Origin of the sequence: Pseudomonas sp. PMCC200344 (genome assembly GCF_030053095.1) — a bacterium.
GTDB lineage: Bacteria > Pseudomonadota > Gammaproteobacteria > Pseudomonadales > Pseudomonadaceae > Aquipseudomonas > Aquipseudomonas svalbardensis.
Window position 1 is genome coordinate 3,946,687 of sequence record NZ_CP125618.1, and the last position, 20,101, is coordinate 3,966,787.

Sequence of the window (20,101 nt, forward strand, 5' to 3'; positions counted from 1 at the left end):
TGGGCTCAGCCTTGTTTCAAATCGAGGCAGTAGGTGTAGTAACCCGTATCGCGCACATAACCCAAGGATTCATACAACCGTTGCGCGCCGACATTGTCCGTGGCCGTTTCCAGCAGCATGCCTTTGGCGCCGGTCAACAATGCGAAGGCACGCGCAGTGTTCATCAGCAACGTGCCGACCCCTTGCCCTCGGGCGGCGGGTGTTGTGAAGAGGTCGCCTAGCAGCCAGGTGCGCTGAGCGTCGATGGAGGAGAACGTCGGGAACAGCTGGACGAAACCCAGCGCCTCGCCGCTGGGGGCCTGGGCGAAGAAGATCGCGGATTCGTCCCGGGCAATGCGCTCGGCGATGAAGTCGCGAGACTGCGACAGGTTCGATGGCTGACCATAGAAGCCTCGATAGGCGTCGAACAGGCTGGCGATTTTATCGAGGTGGGATGCGTCGGCGCGCAGGGCCTGGATGTCCATGTTGATCGTCTCCTTGCGGATTGATGTGATGAGCGGAAAAAGGGAAATGTAGATCAAAAGATCGCAGCCTGCGGCAGCGCCACAAACAGGAGCTGCCGCAGGCTGCGATCTTTTTGGGTTCACCCAGATTTCCGCTTTCCTCCTTAAGGCCTTTCAGTTCCGCGCAGGGGCCACCACCGGCATTGACGTCCTGGCCAGCCCGTAATAAAGAATCCCAGGCACCACCAGACCAACGATCCAGGAAATATCGACACCGCCGAGCTGCGCGACCATCGGCCCGGAGTAAAAGTGCGTATCGACGAAGGGCAACTGGATCAATACACCGATGACATACACGCTGATCCCGCGCATGTTCCAGCGGCCATAACGACCCGCCGGGTCGGACAACGCCGGGATGTCATAGCGCTCTTTGTTGATGAAGTAGTAATCCACCAGGTTGATCGCGCTCCACGGTGTGAAGAAGGTCAGCAAAAACAGGATGAAGTACTTGAAGGTGTTGAGAAACGAGTACTGGCCCAGCAGCGCGAGCGTGGTGGACGCCGCGACAATCAACAACACAAACACCATGCGCTGCCGGGCGGAAATCTCCAGACGACTGCGGAAACCACTGATGATGGTGGCCACGCACATAAAGCTGCCATAAGCATTGAGCGTGGACACCGTGACCTTGCCGAACACCACGCTCAGGTAAAGCAGGGACGCCATCACACCGGTGCTGCCCAACCCGACGATGGTCGCCACCTCGTGACCGCGGAAGTTCACACCGGCCAACGCGGCTGCAAACACCCCCAGCACCATGGACGCCTGGGCGCCCAACACCGTGCCAAGCCCGACGGCAGCGAACGTTTTCCAGGACGAGGTCTTGCTCGGCAGGTAGCGTGAGTAGTCAGCCACATAAGGGCCAAAGGCGATCTGCCAGGACGCGGACAACGACACCGCCAGCAGGAAAGTACTCCAGCTAAAGTGACGATTTTCCAGCAGCAGACCGATATCGTTGAGGGTCATCAACCGGGTAAACAGATAGACGAAGGCAATGATACCCAGCACGCTGGCCACCTTGCCGACCAAGTGGATGACCCGGTAACCGAACATCGTCAGGAACGCGATGCAGGAGGCGAAAATCAGGATGCCGGCGCTGTCGCTGACATGGATCAACTGAGCAATGGCCTGCCCCGACAACACCGCGCCGGTGGCGCTGAAACCGAGGTACATCAGGCACACCAGGACAATCGGGATGGCTGCCCCATAGACCCCGAACTGCACACGACTGGAGATCATCTGCGGCAGCCCGAGCTTCGGCCCTTGCGCCGCGTGCAGGGCAACCACTGCGCCGCCGAGCACCTGGCCGATCAGCAAGCCGAAGAGCGACCAGAACACATCGCCGCCCAGCACCACGGCCAGGGCGCCGGTGACGATCGCCGTGATCTGCAGGTTGGCGCCGAGCCACAGGGTGAACTGGCTGTAGAGGCTGCCATGCCGCTCGGCCTCGGGGATGTAATCGATCGAACGTGTCTCGATCAGGGGACTTCGCTGCTGACTATCGCTGACCTTCGTCATTACGCTGTTTTCCTTTGAGGCGCTTGTTTTTAGGGTGTGGACTCGAACGCTTAGAACGCCTTGCTGGCACTGGCAACCACAGTGGCCGTGCACAAATCACCATAGCCGTACCAACTCGTGCATTCGCTTTTCGACAGGTCGGTATCGATGTAGCTAAGGCCCCAGGTCACGCCCACGAAGTCACGGCTCAACTTGGCTTCCCACTCGGTGTAGGCATCACGGCTTTCGCCGCTGGCGGACCAGAACGCCGGGTCTTTGACATCGTTGCGACCCACGCGCAGGTCCAGGCCGATTTCGGCCGGCAATTCGATTTTGTAGCTGAGGTAGGTGTAAAGGGTGTCCTGGTCCTCGCCAAAGAAGTTCGGCGTATCGTTTGAGTAGTTGGCGCCGAGCTTCACGCCATAAACGTCAAGGACGGCGTAGACCTCACTCAGGTTGAATTGGCCTTCCTTTGGATAGTCGTACTTGAGGTACCCCAGATCGAGGCTGATGGCCTCGGTCGCCTGCCAGTAGTAGCCCGCGTAATACTCGAGTTCCTGCCGCGTCTTGAACACGCCGCCGAAATCGACATTCGAGGTCCAGGCGCCAACGTACAGTCCGCTGCTGTGCACCAGCGTGGCGCCGGCCTGGGCCGCCGGATCACCCAGGGTTTGCGAAATGCCACGGGTGCGGTAATCGCTGAAGACTCCCAGGGTCATGTCCAGGCTGAAGTCATCGTTGAGTGTCAGTGCCTGGGTGGTCAGGGGTGCCAATACAAGAGTGGCAAGGGTCAATACTGAGCGTGCGTTCATACAAGTCTCTTATTTTTATGGAGGTACGGGTTATTTCAGGCATGGCGATGCCGAGCCCCTCGTCATACGAGGAGCCAGGCAGTCTTTTGCGTGGTGCGGGTGAACGGAGGGTCAGGACGCGGGCGCGTACACCTCTTTGCCGGCGAAGAAGGTCTTCAGGACCTTGGTGTCGAACAGTTCTTCGTCGCTGACCTTGAACACATCGCGGTCGAGGATGATCAGATCGGCCTGTTTGCCGGGTGTCAGCGAACCAATCTGCTGCTCCAGGCGCAGGGCCTTGGCGGCATTGAGCGTGTAGGCGTAGAACATGGTCTGACGATCGATGCTTTCCTTGGCATTCAACACGCCCAGCGGCCCTTTGCGCGTGCTGGCCTGAGCGATGGCATTCCACGGATTGGGGCTGGACACCGGCCAGTCACTGCCACCGGCGATGACCGCACCAGCGTTATGCAGGGACCTGGCGGGATACTGATAACCGTAAGCAAACGCGCTGATATACGGTTTGACCAACTCCACGGTGTAACTCTCACCAGTGGCCCACAGCAATTGCATGGAAGCGATCACGCCAAGTTGCTTGAAGCGCGGAAACTCTTTCGGGTTGACCAGTTGCAGGTGGCTGATGCTATGGGCCACCGGTGTCGGGTTGAGTTTGCGCGCGTAGGCAAAACCATTGAGTGATTCACGCACCGCACGGTCGCCGACCGCATGCATGTGCACAATCCAGTCGCGCTTCTCCGCTGCCACGACCAACTCACCGAAGTGCGCGGGGTCGATCAGCAGTTGACCGTTTTTATGGCTGTTCTTGAAGGGAACAGTCACCGCGGCGGTCTGCCCCGGAAACTCCAGAACGCCATCGGCGAATACCTTGATGCCAGGAAAACTCAGGTTGGGCACACCCTCGAATTTCTTCATCACCTTGGCCAGCACCTCCAGGTCGGCCGGTCGGCTTTTTGGATTGGCCAGCAACAGAGCAGCAACGTGGGCGCTAAGTTCGCCCTTCTCTGCCAGTTCGCGGTAAAGCGGCAAAACGCCGTAACTCTGCTCGGTTGCCTTGAAATCGAACAACGAATCGCCACTGCCGGCATTCGCCGCCGCGTCCATCCAGGCGGTGACGCCGTATTGATTGTTGACCTTCACCGCCTCGCGGGCGGCTTTCAACTTGATCTCGTCGCTAGGCGCGGGGATCTGGCTGCGCACCTGGTCCCAGCGCGACTCGGCAAAATAGCCATTGGGAATGAAATCCGCATCGTGACCCACAAAGCTGCGGTCCTGTTCCGACAGGCCTTTTACCAGTGTCGCGTCGATCTTCAGGCGCTTGAGCATGGCGTTGTTGGCCCAGCCGGTGTGCCCGTCGATCCCGCTGAGGACCACCGGTTGGTCCGCCCAGCGCCCCTGATTGAAGCGCTGGCCCAGTTCACGGCTTTTGTCCCAATAGGCCGAACTGACCCCGGCGATGCTGATCACGTCACCGGCCCGTGCAATGCCCGCCTGATCCTGTTCAATAATCCACTGTTCAAGCTCCGGCAACGGCTTGACTTCATCCAGCAGGTTGGCCCCCATGCTGTCGAAGGCCGCAACCACCGGGTGACTGTGGGTATCAATCATTCCTGGCATCAGCACCTTGCCCGCCAGATCGATCCGTTGCGTGCGGGTGTCGGCCAAGGCGTTGATCTCGGCATTACTGCCCACTTTGAGAATCTTGCCGTCTTGCACGGCCACTGCCTGGACCAGTCCCTGACCGGGTTCGGCGGTGAAGACCTTGCCGTTGAACAACACAAGGTCAGCGGCGGCCATGGCTTGCACCGAAGAAAAGGCCAGGGCTGCGGCCAACAGGTTTGGAATAAATCGCTGCATCGGAACACTCTCTTGTTTTTATTGGGCTGGGCGGGCGGCTGATGCCTGGGACAACGCCTTCGGATCAAGGCCAACGAACGGCGCCTTGGCCCACACGACCTGGCCGCCCACGACCGTCAGCAGCACGTTATTTCGAGCCAACTCCTCCTCGGGGACCTGCATGAAGTTCCTGTCCAGTACGATCAAATCGGCGAACTTGCCGACCTCGACCGAACCGACAACAGCGTCCAGTTTCAGTTGCTCGGCAGCGTTCATGGTGATGGTGCGCAGCACTTCAGTGCGCGATAGCGCCGGGTCGGCATTCAGCCTGCCCGCATACTTGGGGCCGTAGCTGTGCGGGTTCAGCGGATCACCTGAGCGGGTGACACCGATTTTCAGCGCCAGGAATTCGTCGAGCGGGTCGACGGGCCAGTCGCTGCCATACGCCACACGGCCGCCGGCACGAGCGATGCTGCCGGAGGGTTCCATGCGGGCAAATCGCGCCGCCCCCAGATGCTCGTTGGTGCCGTCAACCGTAGAGGGTGCCTGCTGGGCCCACTGGAAGGACATATTGGCGGTCACGTCGAGCGCCTTGAAGCGGGAATAGTCGGCAGGGTCCACCGACTCGTTGTGAGTAATGGCCGGGCGGAAGCCATTGCCAGGCAGTTGCTGGCGCACGTATTCGATGCCGTTCAGCGAGTCACGCACCGCGCGGTCTCCGGTGGCGTGAAGGTGCGGATCGAGGCCGGCCTGAACGGCCTTCAGCAACAGCGGATTAAGCACTTGCGGCGGGAAGTACAGCTCACCGGTGTTCTTGCCGGGTGTCCACTTCGGCGCTGTATCGGTGCCGGCATTGCGCAAGTACGGCGTCAACATTGCACCCGTGTCCGCCGGCGCGTTGATGATGCCGTCCATGAACAATTTGACGTGGCGCATGCTCACGCCCGGCGCTACTTTTGCTTCGCCCTGGTCGTAGGTATCAGCCAGCGCCTTGGCGTCGGCGATGGTCTTCGCCGGGTCTGCCGTGGCAGCCGCAGGGTCGAGTTTGATCGCCAACAAGGCCCGGGCCGTCAGCTCACCCGACTGCTGCAGGGTGGTAAACGCTTTGCCATTTTCCGGCCCCGACAAGGCATCGAAGAAACTGGTGATGCCTTGCTGGCGCATGGCGTCGAGCGCCGCGCGGGTCTGATTGAGTTTCTCTGCGTCGGTGGCGGGCGGCACCACGGCGGCCATGGCTTCGGCGGCTCCGTCTTCGCAGATGCCGTTCGGGTTGCCGGCGCTGTCGCGCATGTACTTGCCATCACCGGGATTGGCCGTGTGCTTGTTGATGCCGGCGACCGCCAGGCCACGAGAGTTGGTCAGCACTGTATGAAAGTCGGTGGAACGGACTTGAATTGGACGGTTGGTCTTGAGCGCGTCCAGTGTCGATTTGTCGGGGTCGCCGTCGAGTCCGGTCATGCCAATACGGTCCCAGCTGCCCACTTCGAGCCAGACATCGGGGCCTTTGTCCTTGTCGGCATCTAGGCACGCCTGAATGGTTTCCTGGAAAACCTTGCGGGTCATCGTCTGGTATTTCAGGTCGCACAAGGTCATGGCGCGGCCTCCGTCCCCCGGATGCATGTGCGCATCAATGAAGCCCGGCATCACCATGCGACCCGCCAGATCGATCAGCTGTGTCTGCGTGCCGATGTAAGAGGAAACCCCTGCATCGCTGCCGACATAAACGATCTTCCCACCCGTGACCGCGATCGCCTGCTGCACGGAATTCTTGCCGTCGACGGTGTAGACATAGCCGTTGCGCATGACCATGTCGGCGCCTGTCGAAGCGTGTGTCTGACACCCCACCAGCGCCACGCAGGAAAATGCCGTTGTCGCGGCAACGGCGATAAATAGCCTGGAAAATTTCAACTGCCTCACCTCTGTTTTTATAGTTTTTGAAGTGGCCCGAACGGACGGTCGCAAGCCCCTGATATGCAGGGCATACCCTATAGAGCGCGGCGGTCGGATGGACCTCCACAAATGAGGAGGGGTAAGGCAAATACCAGTCAGTTGAGCAGCAACGCATACTTTGTAGCAGCTGCCGAAGCCTGCGTTATGGCTTAAGGCGCTGCGCTTAATTACGACGTGCAGTTTCCGCAAGCGAAGTCGGCGAACGCAGGACAGAACCCAGCTCCACTTTGCTCTTCACGCCGAGCTGCAAGTAGCAGTTGCGCAGATAGGTGCGCACTGTGGCTGGACTCAGTGAAAGGATTTTGGCGATTTCCTTATAGGAATGGCCGGCGGCGAACAGCATCGCCGCCGTGCGCTCGCGTGGTGCCAGCACTGCCCCGCGCGACTGTGTTTCGAGTGACAGAATGACGTGCTCGGCGTTGGGGCTAAGCGTCATTGCAGTGCGACCCAGGCGAATTACGCAGGGCGCCTTTTGCAGTTGTGAGATGACATCGAAGGGAAGCATTGAACCGCTCCACCCGGGCAACTCGCGCTGAATGGCGGCGCCCAGACTTGCGCCCACATACAGCAGACTGCCATCCATCCGGGCGACCCCGAAGTCACTCGCCCCGTTGCCCGTGTCGCAGCGAATCATGTCCTGCACCTGAAACCGCCACAACTGCAACAGATGGTCGCAGAACGCCGAGAACAACCCGGCCTCGCTGTCATTGAAAGCCGGTGCATGAAGGCCACGGTAGAGACAGACGAAGAACATCAAGCCGCTTTCAGGGAGCTCGAACGTGATGCACATCAGGTGGTAGAGATCGTGACGCCGTGCGAAATCGTTCACCTCCTCACAGGGGTCGGTGAACCCACTGTCGCGCACAACTTCCCCGGGCTGACTTAAGGTCTCCTGAGAAAATCTGTCGCTGACCGCCACTTTGTGCCATTCGACGGCAAACGACTCGGGCAGATTGATCCGCCCGTGCATCCAGCTTTGAGGGGGTGTACTGGCGTCTGACGTCGACATCTCGCCCCACCATGCCGAAGCGAAGGGCACCAGTTGGCGGAAGGCCTGCAAGCCGTCGGCGATGAATTGGGATGCCCCGCGGTCTCGAGCAAGCCGCCCCAGGCGCAACACGCAACGATTGAACGCTGTCAGCGTGGCCATCGACGCCTTGGCGCCGACCTCATCACCCTCCTCCATTGTTTTTATCCTGTTTACTACATGGCGTATTTTTTCGACGATGCCATAGGGACGGTTATGGCGTCCAGCGAGCGGTGTTGTTTCGGGAGAGCCAACCCTAAAGTTCGCCCAAATGCGCTATTCCGCTAAACAGACCCAAGGGCAGGCGCAACACCGTCTAATCTGAATAGAGTACGACCACAAACATGCCTCTAGCCGATTGATACAGGGGAAATGGGATGACCGGAAAAACAGCGCGCCAGTGCTCGTCATGGGTCCTGCCCTCCCTGCTCGCCATCAACCTCGCGCTGGCAGCGGGATGTGCAGGCAAAGCTGCGACAGCTCGCTATACGGCCTCAAGCATAGGCTACAGCTGCTATGCAAAAGCACTGCCCACTGCTGGCGAGGGCGGCCTGGCTTGGGGTTCCACCTTGAACATGGCTCGCAAAAAATCCTTGGATAATTGCATACGCTATGCCGGCCGATCCGGTGGCACGCCCAATACCTGCAAAGTGGTGTTGGCGGAGTGCAAAAATTAATAGAGCGGCAGTGAAGCGGGCCATTCGGTCTTCCTGACGTCGATCTGATTTGGTTTGCTCAATACATATGAATAACCGTATATTCGGATAACCACATGTATTGAAGACGCCTCCATGCTGAACCCTGCCGCCGTATTCAAATGCCTGTCCGACGAAACTCGCACGCGGGCCACCTTGCTGATCACCCGTGAGGGAGAGTTATGCGTTTGCGAACTGGTCTGCGCCCTGAACGACAGTCAGCCGAAAATCTCCCGCCACCTCGCGCAGCTCCGGGCATGTGGCCTGCTTCTAGACCGCCGTCAGGGTCAGTGGGTGTATTACCGGCTCAACCCCGAACTGCCAAAGTGGGTCCGCACCATTCTTGAGACCACACTGGAAGCCAACGCCGACTGGCTTGAGGCAAACAGCACTCGACTCAAAGCAATGGGCGACCGCCCTATCAACACTGCCGCCTGCTGCTGACCCATCACCCGTCGAGACTGCTCATGTTTACTGCGTTCGCCATTTTTCTCGTCACCATTGTGTTGGTCATCTGGCAGCCCAAGGGATTGGGTGTCGGCTGGAGCGCCTCCTTGGGGGCTGCTCTTGCACTGATTGCAGGCGTCGTGACGCTGGACGATATTCCACTGGTGTGGGGCATTGTCTGGAACGCCACCGCTACGTTTATCGCGGTCATCATCATTAGTTTGTTGCTTGATGAGGCAGGCTTCTTTCAGTGGGCCGCCCTGCATGTGGCACGCTGGGCCAAGGGCGATGGTCGTCGCCTGTTCGCATTCACGGTGCTACTGGGCGCAGCCGTTTCCGCCCTGTTTGCCAATGACGGTGCGGCACTGATACTGACCCCCATCGTAATCTCAATACTGCTCGCATTACGCTTTTCGCCCGCGTCTACCCTGGCGTTTGTCATGGCGGCGGGCTTTATTGCCGACACCGCCAGCCTGCCCCTGGTGGTGTCGAATCTCGTCAATATCGTTTCAGCCGATTACTTCGGCCTGGGTTTCAGCGAGTACGCTTCGGTCATGGTCCCGGTCAATTTCGTTGCCGTGGGCTCCACTCTCGGGGTGCTGTATTGGTTTTTCCGTCGTGACATACCCGAACGCTATTCACTGGATGATCTACAAGTTCCACGACGTGCCGTGCGAGACCCGCTGACGTTTCGCGTCGGCTGGATTGTCCTGGGTTTGCTGCTGATTGGGCTGTTTGCGCTGGAGCCACTGGGCATTCCGATCAGTGTCATTGCGGCGGTCTGCGCCGCGATGCTGTTCGCCGTTGCGGCGCGTGGGCATGTGATTTCAACCCGACGTGTGTTGCGTGAAGCGCCATGGCAGGTCGTGACCTTTTCGCTGGGCATGTACCTGGTGGTTTATGGGCTGAAAAACGCTGGCCTGACAACCTATCTGACGGTAGCCCTGAACTACTTTGCCGAATTCGGCATCTGGGGCGCCGCGTTGGGTACTGGATTTCTCACGGCGTTGCTGTCATCCGGCATGAACAACATGCCGACGGTGTTGGTGGGTGCGCTGTCGATCCAGGCCAGTGACGCCACCGGCGTGGTGCGTGAGGCCATGATCTACGCCAATGTCATCGGCTCTGATCTGGGCCCGAAAATCACGCCTATCGGTAGCCTGGCAACACTGCTCTGGCTGCACGTTCTGGAGCGCAAGGGCATCCGCATCACCTGGGGTTACTACTTCAGGGTGGGTGTCGTTCTGACGCTGCCGATTCTGTTCATCACCTTATCTGCCCTGGCCTTGCGCCTGGGCGTTTAGCACCTGCCCGTCTGGAAAGAGGAGTCGCCATGCGCGTTCTGTTCATGTGTACCGCCAATAGCTGTCGCAGCATTCTGTCCGAAGCGATGTTCAATCATCTCGCACCGCAAGGCTTCCAGGCGATCAGCGCCGGCAGCTTCCCCAAAGGACAGGTTCTGCCGCGCAGCCTGACCACGTTGCAAGAGGCCGGGATTGCGATCGACGGGTTAAGCAGCAAGGGCAACGACGCCTTCGAGGCCAACCCGCCGGACATTGTCATCACCGTCTGCGACAAGGCCGCCGGTGAGGCCTGCCCGGTCTACTTCGGGCCGGCTTTGAAAGCCCATTGGGGATTGGAGGATCCATCAGACGTGAAGGGTGATGAGACCGTCGTCGCCGCTGCATTTCACTCGACCCTGGCACGCATCGAAACGCGCTGCCGGGCGTTCCTCGCCCTGCCCTTCGCCCAACTTGATCGCGATGCACTGAAGCGCGAACTCGATCGCATCAGCACGCTGTAACCGGAGCCTCCCATGACCGACCCACTGCCTAATCTCGACGCGTCATTGATTCAGACCATTGCCAGTGACGACGGCCGACACAAGCCACGAATCCTGTTGCTGTACGGGTCGACCCGCGCACGGTCATTCAGTCGGCTGCTGGTCGAAGAAGCAGCCCGTCTGCTCGAACGCTTCGGTGCACAGACGCGAATTTTCAATCCATCGGGACTACCGCTACCGGATGACGCACCCAGCGATCACCCGAAAGTTCAGGAATTGCTTGAGCTGATGCAATGGTCTGAAGGACAGGTCTGGTGTTCACCCGAGCGCCACGGCGCCATGTCTGCCGTATTCAAGGCCCAGATTGACTGGGTGCCGCTGGCCCTGGGCGCCGTTCGCCCGACCCAAGGGAAAACGCTCGCCGTCATGCAGGTCAGCGGCGGTTCACAATCCTTTAACGTGGTTAATCAGCTTCGCGTGCTGGGACGCTGGATGCGGATGTTCACGATCCCTAATCAATCTTCCGTACCGAAGGCATATCTGGAGTTTGACGAAGGCAACCGCATGAAACCGTCCTCGCTCTATGACCGGGTGGTAGATGTCATGGAAGAACTGGTGAAGTTCACGTTGCTGCTGCGCGAGCGCCCGGATCTGGTTGACCGCTACTCCGAACGCAAGGAATCAGCGCAAGAACTGAGTCAGCGTGTGAATCAACGGTCGATTTGAAAGCAGGGATGTCCGCACCTTGGTAACTAAATGAAGTAATGATTTAAAGCGTTATAACCCGTTGCGACACCGGAGCACGGGTTAACAACCGTCGGTCTGTAAAACCCCTGCCAGAAAACCTGCGAAAACTTCGTGATCTAGTCTGACTGCACGTTCGCCAGGAGATTACTCATGTCATTGGCTGAAGAACGAAAACCTCAGCGCCGCAGGGAAACCCGGCTGTTTCTCTTTCTTGTCGTCTGCCTCTTCCCGCTGCTGTCGGTCGCTATCGTCGGCGGTTACGGTTTTATCGTCTGGTTTTTCCAGATGCTGTACGGCCCACCGGGACCACCCAACTAACTAATAGCTTTTTCTGAAAGCCTATTGGAGCCAGCGCATGGACGAAGCTTTGCATATTGCCAGTCTTGTCGTACTTGCCAGGCCTGAATTGTTCGATGCCGTTAAAGCTAACTTGCGCCTGTTGGACGGCCTGGAACTGCATCAGGAAAGTGCGGCGGGAAAACTGGTGGTGGTCCTTGAGGCCGTACACGAAAGTCAGATCCTTCAACGCATCGAACAGATCAACAACTTGCCCGGCGTACTCAACGCGGCGTTGATCTATCACGAACTCCTCGAACCCGAAGGAGATATCGAATGAGCATGACGCGCCGCGAATTCGTCAAAGCCCAGGCCGCCGCCATTGCAGCCGCCGCTGCTGGCCTGCCGATTGTTACCGACGCCAGCAACCTGGTGACCGAAGCGGACATGGTCACCCTGGACTGGAACAAGGCGCCCTGCCGTTTCTGCGGCACCGGGTGCAGCGTGATGGTCGCGACCAAGGACAACCGCGTGGTCGCCACCCACGGCGACGTCAAGGCAGAGGTCAACCGCGGACTGAACTGCGTGAAGGGCTATTTCCTTTCGAAGATCATGTATGGCGTTGATCGCCTGACCCAACCGCTTTTGCGCATGACGAATGGCCAGTACGACAAGCAAGGCGAATTCCAGCCGATCAGCTGGGAGAAGGCCTTCGACATCATGGAACTGAAGTTCAAGGAAGCCTTGAAGAGCAAAGGTCCCGGGTCGGTCGGTATGTTTGGCTCCGGGCAATGGACCGTGTGGGAAGGCTATGCCGCCAACAAGCTGATGAAGGCAGGTTTTCGCAGCAATAACATCGACCCCAACGCCCGCCATTGCATGGCCTCGGCGGTGATGGGTTTTATGCGCACCTTTGGCATGGATGAGCCGATGGGGTGCTACGACGACATCGAAGCCACCGATGCCTTCGTGCTCTGGGGTTCGAACATGGCCGAAATGCACCCGGTGCTCTGGAGCCGGGTCGCCGACCGCCGCCTGAGCCAGCCTCACGTGAAAGTGGCCGTGCTGTCGACCTTCGAACATCGCAGTTTCGAGCTGGCCGACATCCCCATGGTGTTCAAGCCGCAAACCGACCTGATGATCCTTAACTACATTGCCAACCACATCATTGAAAACGGCGCGGTGAACCAGGACTTCATTACCAAACACACCCGATTTGCCAAAGGTGCCGACGACATCGGGTACGGCCTGCGCCCTGACGATCCACTGGAAATGAAGGCAAAAAATGCCGCCAAGGCCAACACCTGGACCGACATTTCCTTCGAACAATACGCAGCGTTCGTCAAACCTTACACGCTGGAGCGAACCGCCAAGGAGACAGGCGTTCCGGTCGAACGGCTCAAGAGTCTGGCCGAGTTATATGCCGACCCCAAGCGCAAGGTCGTGTCGTTCTGGACCATGGGTTTCAACCAGCACACTCGCGGTGTCTGGGCCAACAACCTGATCTACAACATCCATCTGCTCACCGGTAAAATCAGCGAGCCGGGCAACAGCCCTTTCTCATTGACCGGCCAACCGTCGGCCTGTGGGACGGCGCGCGAAGTCGGGACCTTCTCCCACCGCTTACCCGCCGACCTGGTCGTCACCAACCCCAAGCATCGCGCCATCGCCGAAAAAATCTGGAAGCTGCCCGCCGGCACCATTCAGGAGAAGCCTGGTTTTCACGCGGTGGAACAGAGCCGCATGCTCAAGGATGGTGTACTCAACGTTTACTGGACCCAGGCCAGCAACAACATGCACGCCGGGCCGAACATCATGCAGGAAGTCCTGCCGGGCTGGCGCAACCCGGATAATTTCGTGATTGTCTCCGATGTCTACCCCACCGTTTCCGCGCAAGCCGCCGACCTGATCCTGCCCAGCGCCATGTGGGTGGAAAAGGAAGGTGCCTTTGGCAACGCCGAGCGGCGTACGCAATTCTGGCATCAGTTGGTGACCGCACCGGGGGACGCCAAGTCGGACCTGTGGCAGTTGCTGGAGTTTTCCAAGCGCTTCACCACCGATGAAACCTGGCCCGCCGAGTTACTGGCCAAATCTCCTGAGCACAAGGGCAAAACCCTGTTTGACGTGCTTTACAAGAATGGCCAGGTTGACCAGTTCCCGGTCGAGCAAATGGAAGCCGGATACAAAAATGATGAAGCCAAAGCGTTTGGCTTCTACCTGCAAAAAGGTTTGTTCGAGGAGTACGCCCAGTTCGGTCGCGGCCACGGGCATGACCTTGCCACGTTCGACCGCTATCACAGCGAACGAGGACTGCGCTGGCCGGTGGTGGACGGCAAGGAAACCCGCTGGCGTTACCGCGAGGGGCTCGACCCCTACGTGGAGAAAGGCAGCGAGGTGCAGTTCTACGGTTACCCGGACAAGAAGGCGATTATCTTCGCCCTCCCCTACGAGCCGCCAGCCGAAGCCCCGGATGCCGATTACCCGTTCTGGCTGAGCACCGGACGCGTCCTCGAACACTGGCACACCGGCACCATGACCCAACGCGTCGAGGAACTGTACAAAGCGGTGCCGGACGCGTTGGTCTACATGCACCCCGAAGATGCCAAGGCCTTGAAGGCGCGGCGTGGCAGTGAAGTGAAGTTGATCAGCCGCCGCGGTGAAATCCGTGCACGCATCGAGACCCGCGGGCGTAACAAGCCTCCGCCAGGACTGGTTTTCGTACCGTTTTTCGATGCCAACAAGCTGATCAACAAAGTCACGCTCGATGCCACCGACCCGATCTCCAAGCAGACCGACTACAAAAAATGCGCGATACGAATTGAGTTGATCAGCGTGGCCTGAGGAGAACCGTCATGCCTTTGCGAACCCTGCCGTTGCTCCTGCTCGCTGCGATTGGCGTGGTGATGGCTGCAGAAGTCAATTACCCCCTAGATGCACCGGGGCCGGATGGGCGCCGGCCCGGTGGCACCTTGACCCAGAGCATGCCGGCCCCGCCCATTGCCAATGAAGAAAACAAGGACCTGAAGCGCGAACGCAATTACCCGGACCAGCCTCCCACCATCCCCCATACCATCCTCGGTTATCAGATCGACAAGAACGGCAACAAGTGCCTGTCCTGTCACAGCCGTGCCAACAGTGCGCGGACCCAGGCAACGATGATCAGCATCACCCACTACATGGACCGCGACGGCCAGGCGCTGGCGGCGGTCTCTCCGCGCCGGTACTTCTGTAACCAATGCCACGTGCCGCAAACAGAAGTGCTGCCTTTGGTGGGCAACAGCTTCGAAACGATCGACAAAATATTGCAAGACGACGCCAACGCCGCGCAGAAACCCTGAGGAGGCAAGATGAAAGCACTGTTCGCCCTGCTTAAGGATTACTGGGGCATTCTGCGTCGTCCGAGCCTCTACTACAGCCTGGGCTTTCTGACGCTGGGGGGCTTTATCGCCGGGATCATTTTCTGGGGTGGCTTCAACACCGCGCTGGAGCTGAGCAATACCGAAAAATTCTGCATCTCCTGTCATGAGATGCGTGACAACGTTTTCGTCGAGCTGAAGGACACGATTCACTACACCAACCGATCCGGCGTTCGCGCCAGTTGCCCGGACTGCCACGTCCCCCACGAATGGACCCACAAAATCGCACGTAAGATGCAGGCTTCAAAGGAGGTGTGGGGCAAGATTTTCGGCACCATCGATACACGCGACAAATTCCTCACTCTGCGTCGCGAACTGGCCGAACATGAGTGGGCAAGGCTCAAGGCCAACGACTCTCGCGAATGCCGTAATTGCCACAACTTCGAGTTCATGGACTTTACCCGCCAGAGCAAGCGCGCTTCTGCCATGCACTCAACTTCTCTGGCCAACGGTGAGGCCACCTGTATCGACTGCCACAAGGGCATCGCTCACAAGCTGCCCGATATGAGCGGAGTGAAAGGCTGGTAAGGATTTTTCGATCCGCCCGCGCTTGTCCTATCCTTTTATCCAACCAACAACGCCGGTCACCGACATGCCCGCCCCCGAATCCACCCTCCTCGACAGCTGGCACCACAACGCCCGATCCTGGATCGAAGCCATCCGCACCGGCGCCATCGAAAGCCGCCTCAAGGTCACCGACCAGGCAATCCTGCTGGCGGTGCTGAGCCGCCAGCCCGAGCGCGTGCTCGACCTGGGCTGCGGCGAGGGCTGGCTGTTGCGTGCGCTGGCTGAACGGGGCATCAAGGCGGTCGGTGTGGATGGCGATGCGACGCTAGTCGAGGCGGCGCGGGCGGCGGGCTCTTCGGCGGTACATTTGGCGAGCTATGAAGCGTTGGTGGAGGCGAAGGTGGACATCGGCCGCGACTACGGCCTGATCTGCGCCAACTTCGCCCTGCTGCACCAGGACATCATCCCTCTGCTCGCCGCCATGAACGCCCTGCTCGCCCCTGGCGGCGCGCTGGTGATCCAGACACTGCATCCGTGGACCGCGGCGGCGGGCGACTATCAGGATGGCTGGCGGGAAGAGACCTTCGCAGGATTCAAGGGACAGTGGCAACCCATGCCGTGGTACTTGCGCACCTTGTCCAGTTGGCTCAATGCGCTGGACATGGCCGGTTTTCGGCTGGCCGGCCTGCAGGAGCCGCAGCACCCGCAAAGTCCCGTGCCGCAGTCGTTGCTGTTGGTGGCCGAGCAGCGGGGGTGAGTGCAATCGAGGCAGCTTCGATACTCGTCAGTAATTCCCTTCCCGCACCAACCGTCTGACCTCAGCCTGTATGGCATAAGCCGGCGCCTCCACAGCATTGAAATCCTGTGTATACCGCTGGGCAAATCCTTCTACCCCCCACTCCTGATACTGCTGCACATGCTTTAATTCGTGAGCCCAGAGCGCGACGTCCTGTTCTGCGGTTTTAGCGTCCCGGAAGAGGATGATGTCGATCAGCGTCACGGCACCGATATCGGGGTTTTGCAGCATGGCAGTGGCGGCGCTGAATTGGCCGTTGTCGCTCACTTTGTAGCGCGCGGCATCGAGGACGCCGGGGTCGTACCAGCGCAGCAGTTGTTCCCGGATGTGCGGTGGAATGGGTTGGATGCCGGCGCTGGCTGCGTCAGCACGGGCTTGGGTCAGCCACATCGCCAGGGCAGGTGCCGCGATCTGGTAGATGCCATCAGGCACTGGCAGGCAGATGCAGCCGTCCAGGCACACTTGTGTCTCGCCAGCTGGGCAGGCGTTGGTCTGGGCTGGCACTTCAAGAGTCAGGCAAAGAACAAACAGCGCCACCAGGCGCGTGGTGATGGGCGACATTGGGCGCTCCTGGGGCGGACGCAGTGCGAACAGGGGTCACCATTGATCGACGATCCGCATGGCTTTAGCGTAGTCCCGAACCAAGCGCCCCCCAACCACTGTTTCCTGCGAATCCCCACTTTAGTAGACATGCGTCCGCGGCAACTTTTGGCTGGTAGCAGTTCGTCGCGAACGGGTGAATCCACAGTCGATAGCGGTCAGTCCCAGCGTTAATCCACGACGAACAACTTGGCACCGGTGGTGCTGAAAGATCGATGCCCCTCAGCGTTGCTGCCCACCTGATAGCTCATCCCGGCGGTGAGCGTGAACAGACGACCATCCTCCAGCTCCGTGTGCAACTCGCCTTCCAGACACAACAGGATATGACCTCTCCAGCACCAGTGATCGGCCAGATATCCGGGACTGTATTCAACCATCCGCACACGCGTTGAACCAAACTGGCAGGTACGCCAATAGGCGGTACCCGTCTGTCCAACATACTGAACAGGTTCGACAGTCGACCAATCGGTCGTACCAAAGGGAACAGCCGTAAGATCCATCGTTGCCTCATCAATGAAGGAGTGTCTGTGGACCGTACCCATCCAGTACTACTTTCGATAGACACAGATGCCCCGTATTTATGAGATACAGGCGACCCACTCAAGCATGATAGTCAGAGGCAGCTTTCGGCTAAAAGCAGACACTCTTGGTAGTACTTGGCGATGGTGTTTTGGCGAATGGCTTTATGAAGCAAAGCAGTATGACACTCTGATACATTCGCCCTTTTTCAGGAGGGAAAAATTATGCGAAGGATTATCGCAACGGGGGCGCTCTTGCTGGCCTTGGGCGGTTGCTCAACATCACCTATGCGGGTTTCTGAAGCGCGGCCAGTGCCGGCCAATGAGATGTACGCGTTCAAAAGCCAGGGTACGAAAGATCCGGGACGCCTGACCATTCTCCGTGATGACGGGTTTGTAGGTTCGGGATGTGACGTCGTGTTCTACATTGATGGTCAGCGCGCAGCCAAGATAGGTCCCGGTCAGAAGGCATCTTTCGTTTTGCCTGCAGGTGAAGTGAACCTCGGCACCGGGCTCGCCGAGTCTGGACTATGTGCTGGTGTCGCGATCAAAACTGTCGCGGCCAACATCAAGCCAGGGAAAGAAGTGATTTATCGAATCAACTGGGATACGCAAGGTTTCTACTTGGGCCCCTACGTTGAGTATGGACGTTGAGCCCAGACAGTTCCGGCCTGTTTCGCACGCCACACGACCTATAGTGAGTGATCGCAAACACCAAAGCGCACCCGGAATACGGAACGGGTGGCTCGCAACAACTCATCCCAAAACCGGGCAATCCCTCTGTCATTACGGTGGATGAAGTCACTATTTTGCCGGAGAAATGAAAAGTGCTAACAGACCAGCAGGCTCGTTTATCACTCAAAGAACTAATCGAAAAATACCTCAAGGGAAGAGATCTCGATTACGAACGTCTGATCGAAATCGTTCAGGATCCATCGCGGCAAGTTCCCATCAGAGGCGTGCTCGAAGACATTAGGCGATTTAACAACGTGCAATTCACGCAACAGGAACTGGAACTGATCGACGGCCTTTTATACATGTACGGGTAAGTCGGTTAGACGTTAGCACCGGTGCTACTCCTTTCGGCGCCAATTTTCTCCGATTGCTACCTGCTCAGGCTTGGCGAAAGAGCGGGAGGCGCGATTTTGCTCACTCTCCTCTGCCGTTTGGGTGTCCGCTATCGGCCCAGAAGCGGACATCGAGATAGCAAACTTCAAAGGGGCCAAACACTGAGTCCGTTGGCTATTTAAGCAGCGGCTCCCTAGAACTTTTCCTTATTTGTCTGTCTATGTGGATAGGCACATCCGCTCGGTAAGCGCGAACCCGCAGGCTTCTCGCACCCAGATGGCCACACGTCCAATTGTCAATCAGAGGTTGTCTTCGCTCATGAAATTCCATGACCCACGGATGATGCTCTTCGGCCTGTTCGCGTTCGCGGCAGTGGGCTCGGCATCAGCAACACAGATGAAGACCTCAACCCCTGTTTTCGCAACTGAAGTCACAGCCGTTCAGGCTCCTGTCCAGGCCGCCGGCAACCCTAGGCCGACCTTAGCCAGTATGGCCGACAAGCAGCCAGGGCCGTTGCTTGCCCATGACGACCGATACTGGCGTGACGGCCGTTCGCACAATCGTAGAGACGATTGGCGCCGAGACGACTGGCGTAGAGATCAGTGGCATAGAGAGCAAGCCCGCCGAGAAGCTGAACGCCATCGTGATTGGGAGCGCCACCACGATCGGGCCATGCGGAACCGCTACGAGGACGATCGCCGCTACTATCGTCGCTAGTGCAAAGCCACGGGATTATCCGCCTGCAACACCTGCGACTTAACCGGCCAGAAGGACACTCAGAAACTCAACCGCGCACCAGGTAGGCTCCTGACGGAACCCGATATCGCAGCTTCTTGCATTTGCCGGGTGCGGGCTGATGCCCGGAGGCGGCCAATGGCCGCGGGGAATCTCAATCTCATCGTGCGCGGGCACTGGCTCTACGGAAGCCACTGGCAACTCTCCTTCGGACCGTGGCCTGCCAGCCGTCGGCGATTCCGATACGGTCTCTGCCTTTGCGCTAGCGAAGTTGCCAGCGTTGGGTTGTTCAGCAGCGGCCATTTCTGCTTCGCGGCGCCTTTTGGCCTCCTCTTCGAGCCCCTTCTGTACTGCGACCTGGTCCTCTTTGGCGTTGGGTGAGGTACTCGAAGCCTTGGCCTGCTGCGCCGCCTGGATCAATTGGAAGTTGCGGTTGCGTAACTCGACATTGCGACCCACCCGCATGTTCGAGCGCGCCGCCAACGTTTCAGCCTGCTGGTACTGCCCCTGCTGAAGACGCAACACACCAAGGTAATGCAGCGTTGCGGGATTGTTCGGCTGGATATGCAGGGCACGCTCCAGCGTGGCAGCGGCTTGGTCCAACTGGCCATTTTCATACTGCCGCGAGGCGGTTTCGATTAGCGTGGTTGATGCGCTGTTACTTTGCGAGGGCGCTCTACGCTCGGCAGCAACCGAGCAAAGCGACGCGACGGCGCAGAACGCCAGGAGGAGACCCGGCAGAAAACTCTTGGTTGGCATCAGGGGGCGGACTCGGCTGATCTAGGACGGCACTGCCGTAAAACAGGCCACCAGCGCTGCTCGGCATCGCCGATACAGGGCCCCTGTTGACCTGGCCAGTACCTTGAAGTTCCCGCTGCAACGGGCACTGCG

Annotated in this window: 21 protein-coding genes and 1 pseudogene; 13 read left to right on the top strand and 9 right to left on the bottom strand. The window is 58.9% G+C overall.

Features of this window, described 5'->3' with window-relative positions; genetic code table 11:
- Nucleotides 1-5: 5 nt before the first annotated feature.
- The 6 genes from QFW87_RS18035 to QFW87_RS18060 form a co-directional block, all read right to left on the bottom strand.
- The gene (locus tag QFW87_RS18035) at nucleotides 6-464 is read right to left on the bottom strand and encodes a GNAT family N-acetyltransferase (RefSeq protein WP_283188434.1); all 459 of its coding nucleotides are present in this window, start codon (nucleotides 462-464) and stop codon (nucleotides 6-8) included.
- A 153-nt stretch (nucleotides 465-617) separates the two neighbouring features.
- Nucleotides 618-2,021, bottom strand: coding sequence for a cytosine permease (locus tag QFW87_RS18040; RefSeq protein ID WP_283188435.1), 1,404 nt, complete (start codon nucleotides 2,019-2,021; stop codon nucleotides 618-620).
- A 50-nt stretch (nucleotides 2,022-2,071) separates the two neighbouring features.
- The gene (locus QFW87_RS18045) at nucleotides 2,072-2,812 is read right to left on the bottom strand and encodes a TorF family putative porin (RefSeq protein WP_283188436.1); all 741 of its coding nucleotides are present in this window, start codon (nucleotides 2,810-2,812) and stop codon (nucleotides 2,072-2,074) included.
- 111 nt (nucleotides 2,813-2,923) lie between these two features.
- The gene (locus QFW87_RS18050) at nucleotides 2,924-4,666 is read right to left on the bottom strand and encodes an amidohydrolase (RefSeq protein WP_283188437.1); all 1,743 of its coding nucleotides are present in this window, start codon (nucleotides 4,664-4,666) and stop codon (nucleotides 2,924-2,926) included.
- A gap of 18 nt (nucleotides 4,667-4,684) precedes the next feature.
- Nucleotides 4,685-6,553, bottom strand: a complete 1,869-nt coding sequence (locus QFW87_RS18055) for an amidohydrolase (RefSeq protein ID WP_283188438.1) — start codon at nucleotides 6,551-6,553, stop codon at nucleotides 4,685-4,687.
- A gap of 205 nt (nucleotides 6,554-6,758) precedes the next feature.
- Nucleotides 6,759-7,781, bottom strand: a complete 1,023-nt coding sequence (locus QFW87_RS18060; protein ID WP_283180819.1) for a helix-turn-helix transcriptional regulator — start codon at nucleotides 7,779-7,781, stop codon at nucleotides 6,759-6,761.
- A gap of 218 nt (nucleotides 7,782-7,999) precedes the next feature.
- On the opposite strand from QFW87_RS18060, the gene QFW87_RS18065 reads away from it, so the two are divergent.
- From QFW87_RS18065 to QFW87_RS18115, 11 genes are all read left to right on the top strand, one after another.
- Entirely contained in the window at nucleotides 8,000-8,299 is a 300-nt protein-coding gene (locus QFW87_RS18065; protein WP_283188439.1) for a hypothetical protein, read from the top strand.
- Between the two features lie 114 nt (nucleotides 8,300-8,413).
- Nucleotides 8,414-8,761 (top strand): metalloregulator ArsR/SmtB family transcription factor, encoded by a 348-nt coding sequence (locus QFW87_RS18070; protein WP_283180821.1) that lies wholly within the window; start codon nucleotides 8,414-8,416, stop codon nucleotides 8,759-8,761.
- A gap of 23 nt (nucleotides 8,762-8,784) precedes the next feature.
- Nucleotides 8,785-10,068 carry an arsenic transporter gene (locus QFW87_RS18075; protein ID WP_283188440.1) on the top strand — a complete coding sequence of 428 codons (1,284 nt, stop codon included), beginning with the start codon at nucleotides 8,785-8,787 and terminating at the stop codon, nucleotides 10,066-10,068.
- Nucleotides 10,069-10,097: 29 nt separating this feature from the next.
- Nucleotides 10,098-10,568: an arsenate reductase ArsC gene (locus tag QFW87_RS18080; RefSeq protein ID WP_134422558.1), complete on the top strand. Its 471-nt coding sequence runs from the start codon at nucleotides 10,098-10,100 to the stop codon at nucleotides 10,566-10,568.
- 12 nt (nucleotides 10,569-10,580) lie between these two features.
- Complete coding sequence (gene arsH, locus QFW87_RS18085; RefSeq protein WP_283188441.1) at nucleotides 10,581-11,273, top strand: arsenical resistance protein ArsH; 693 nt, start codon at nucleotides 10,581-10,583, stop codon at nucleotides 11,271-11,273.
- A 171-nt stretch (nucleotides 11,274-11,444) separates the two neighbouring features.
- Entirely contained in the window at nucleotides 11,445-11,612 is a 168-nt protein-coding gene (gene napE / locus QFW87_RS18090; RefSeq protein ID WP_283188442.1) for a periplasmic nitrate reductase, NapE protein, read from the top strand.
- Between the two features lie 37 nt (nucleotides 11,613-11,649).
- Nucleotides 11,650-11,910 (top strand): chaperone NapD, encoded by a 261-nt coding sequence (locus tag QFW87_RS18095; RefSeq protein ID WP_033059994.1) that lies wholly within the window; start codon nucleotides 11,650-11,652, stop codon nucleotides 11,908-11,910.
- The gene (napA, locus tag QFW87_RS18100; protein WP_283188443.1) at nucleotides 11,907-14,411 is read left to right on the top strand and encodes a nitrate reductase catalytic subunit NapA; all 2,505 of its coding nucleotides are present in this window, start codon (nucleotides 11,907-11,909) and stop codon (nucleotides 14,409-14,411) included. Before QFW87_RS18095 ends, napA begins: the two co-directional genes overlap by 4 nt.
- Nucleotides 14,412-14,422: 11 nt before the next feature.
- Entirely contained in the window at nucleotides 14,423-14,908 is a 486-nt protein-coding gene (locus QFW87_RS18105; RefSeq protein WP_283188444.1) for a nitrate reductase cytochrome c-type subunit, read from the top strand.
- Between the two features lie 9 nt (nucleotides 14,909-14,917).
- On the top strand, nucleotides 14,918-15,514 hold the full coding sequence (locus tag QFW87_RS18110) for a cytochrome c3 family protein (RefSeq protein WP_033059988.1): 597 nt from the start codon (nucleotides 14,918-14,920) through the stop codon (nucleotides 15,512-15,514).
- 64 nt (nucleotides 15,515-15,578) lie between these two features.
- Nucleotides 15,579-16,250, top strand: a complete 672-nt coding sequence (locus QFW87_RS18115; RefSeq protein ID WP_283188445.1) for a class I SAM-dependent methyltransferase — start codon at nucleotides 15,579-15,581, stop codon at nucleotides 16,248-16,250.
- Nucleotides 16,251-16,277: 27 nt separating this feature from the next.
- On the opposite strand, the gene QFW87_RS18120 is transcribed toward QFW87_RS18115, so the two are convergent.
- Together QFW87_RS18120 and QFW87_RS18125 are read right to left on the bottom strand one after the other, a co-directional pair.
- A complete protein-coding gene (locus QFW87_RS18120; RefSeq protein ID WP_283188446.1) occupies nucleotides 16,278-16,850 on the bottom strand; it encodes a DUF4157 domain-containing protein in 573 nt (190 codons plus the stop codon).
- Nucleotides 16,851-17,059: 209 nt separating this feature from the next.
- On the bottom strand, nucleotides 17,060-17,389 hold the full coding sequence (locus QFW87_RS18125; RefSeq protein ID WP_283188447.1) for a DHCW motif cupin fold protein: 330 nt from the start codon (nucleotides 17,387-17,389) through the stop codon (nucleotides 17,060-17,062).
- 243 nt (nucleotides 17,390-17,632) lie between these two features.
- On the opposite strand from QFW87_RS18125, the gene QFW87_RS18130 reads away from it, so the two are divergent.
- The gene (locus QFW87_RS18130) at nucleotides 17,633-18,061 is read left to right on the top strand and encodes a hypothetical protein (RefSeq protein WP_283180829.1); all 429 of its coding nucleotides are present in this window, start codon (nucleotides 17,633-17,635) and stop codon (nucleotides 18,059-18,061) included.
- A 732-nt stretch (nucleotides 18,062-18,793) separates the two neighbouring features.
- Nucleotides 18,794-19,192, top strand: coding sequence for a hypothetical protein (locus QFW87_RS18135; protein WP_283180830.1), 399 nt, complete (start codon nucleotides 18,794-18,796; stop codon nucleotides 19,190-19,192).
- A 67-nt stretch (nucleotides 19,193-19,259) separates the two neighbouring features.
- Here the strand turns inward: QFW87_RS18135 and QFW87_RS18140 are convergent.
- Nucleotides 19,260-19,969: pseudogene (locus tag QFW87_RS18140) on the bottom strand (tetratricopeptide repeat protein).
- Nucleotides 19,970-20,101: the final 132 nt, after the last annotated feature.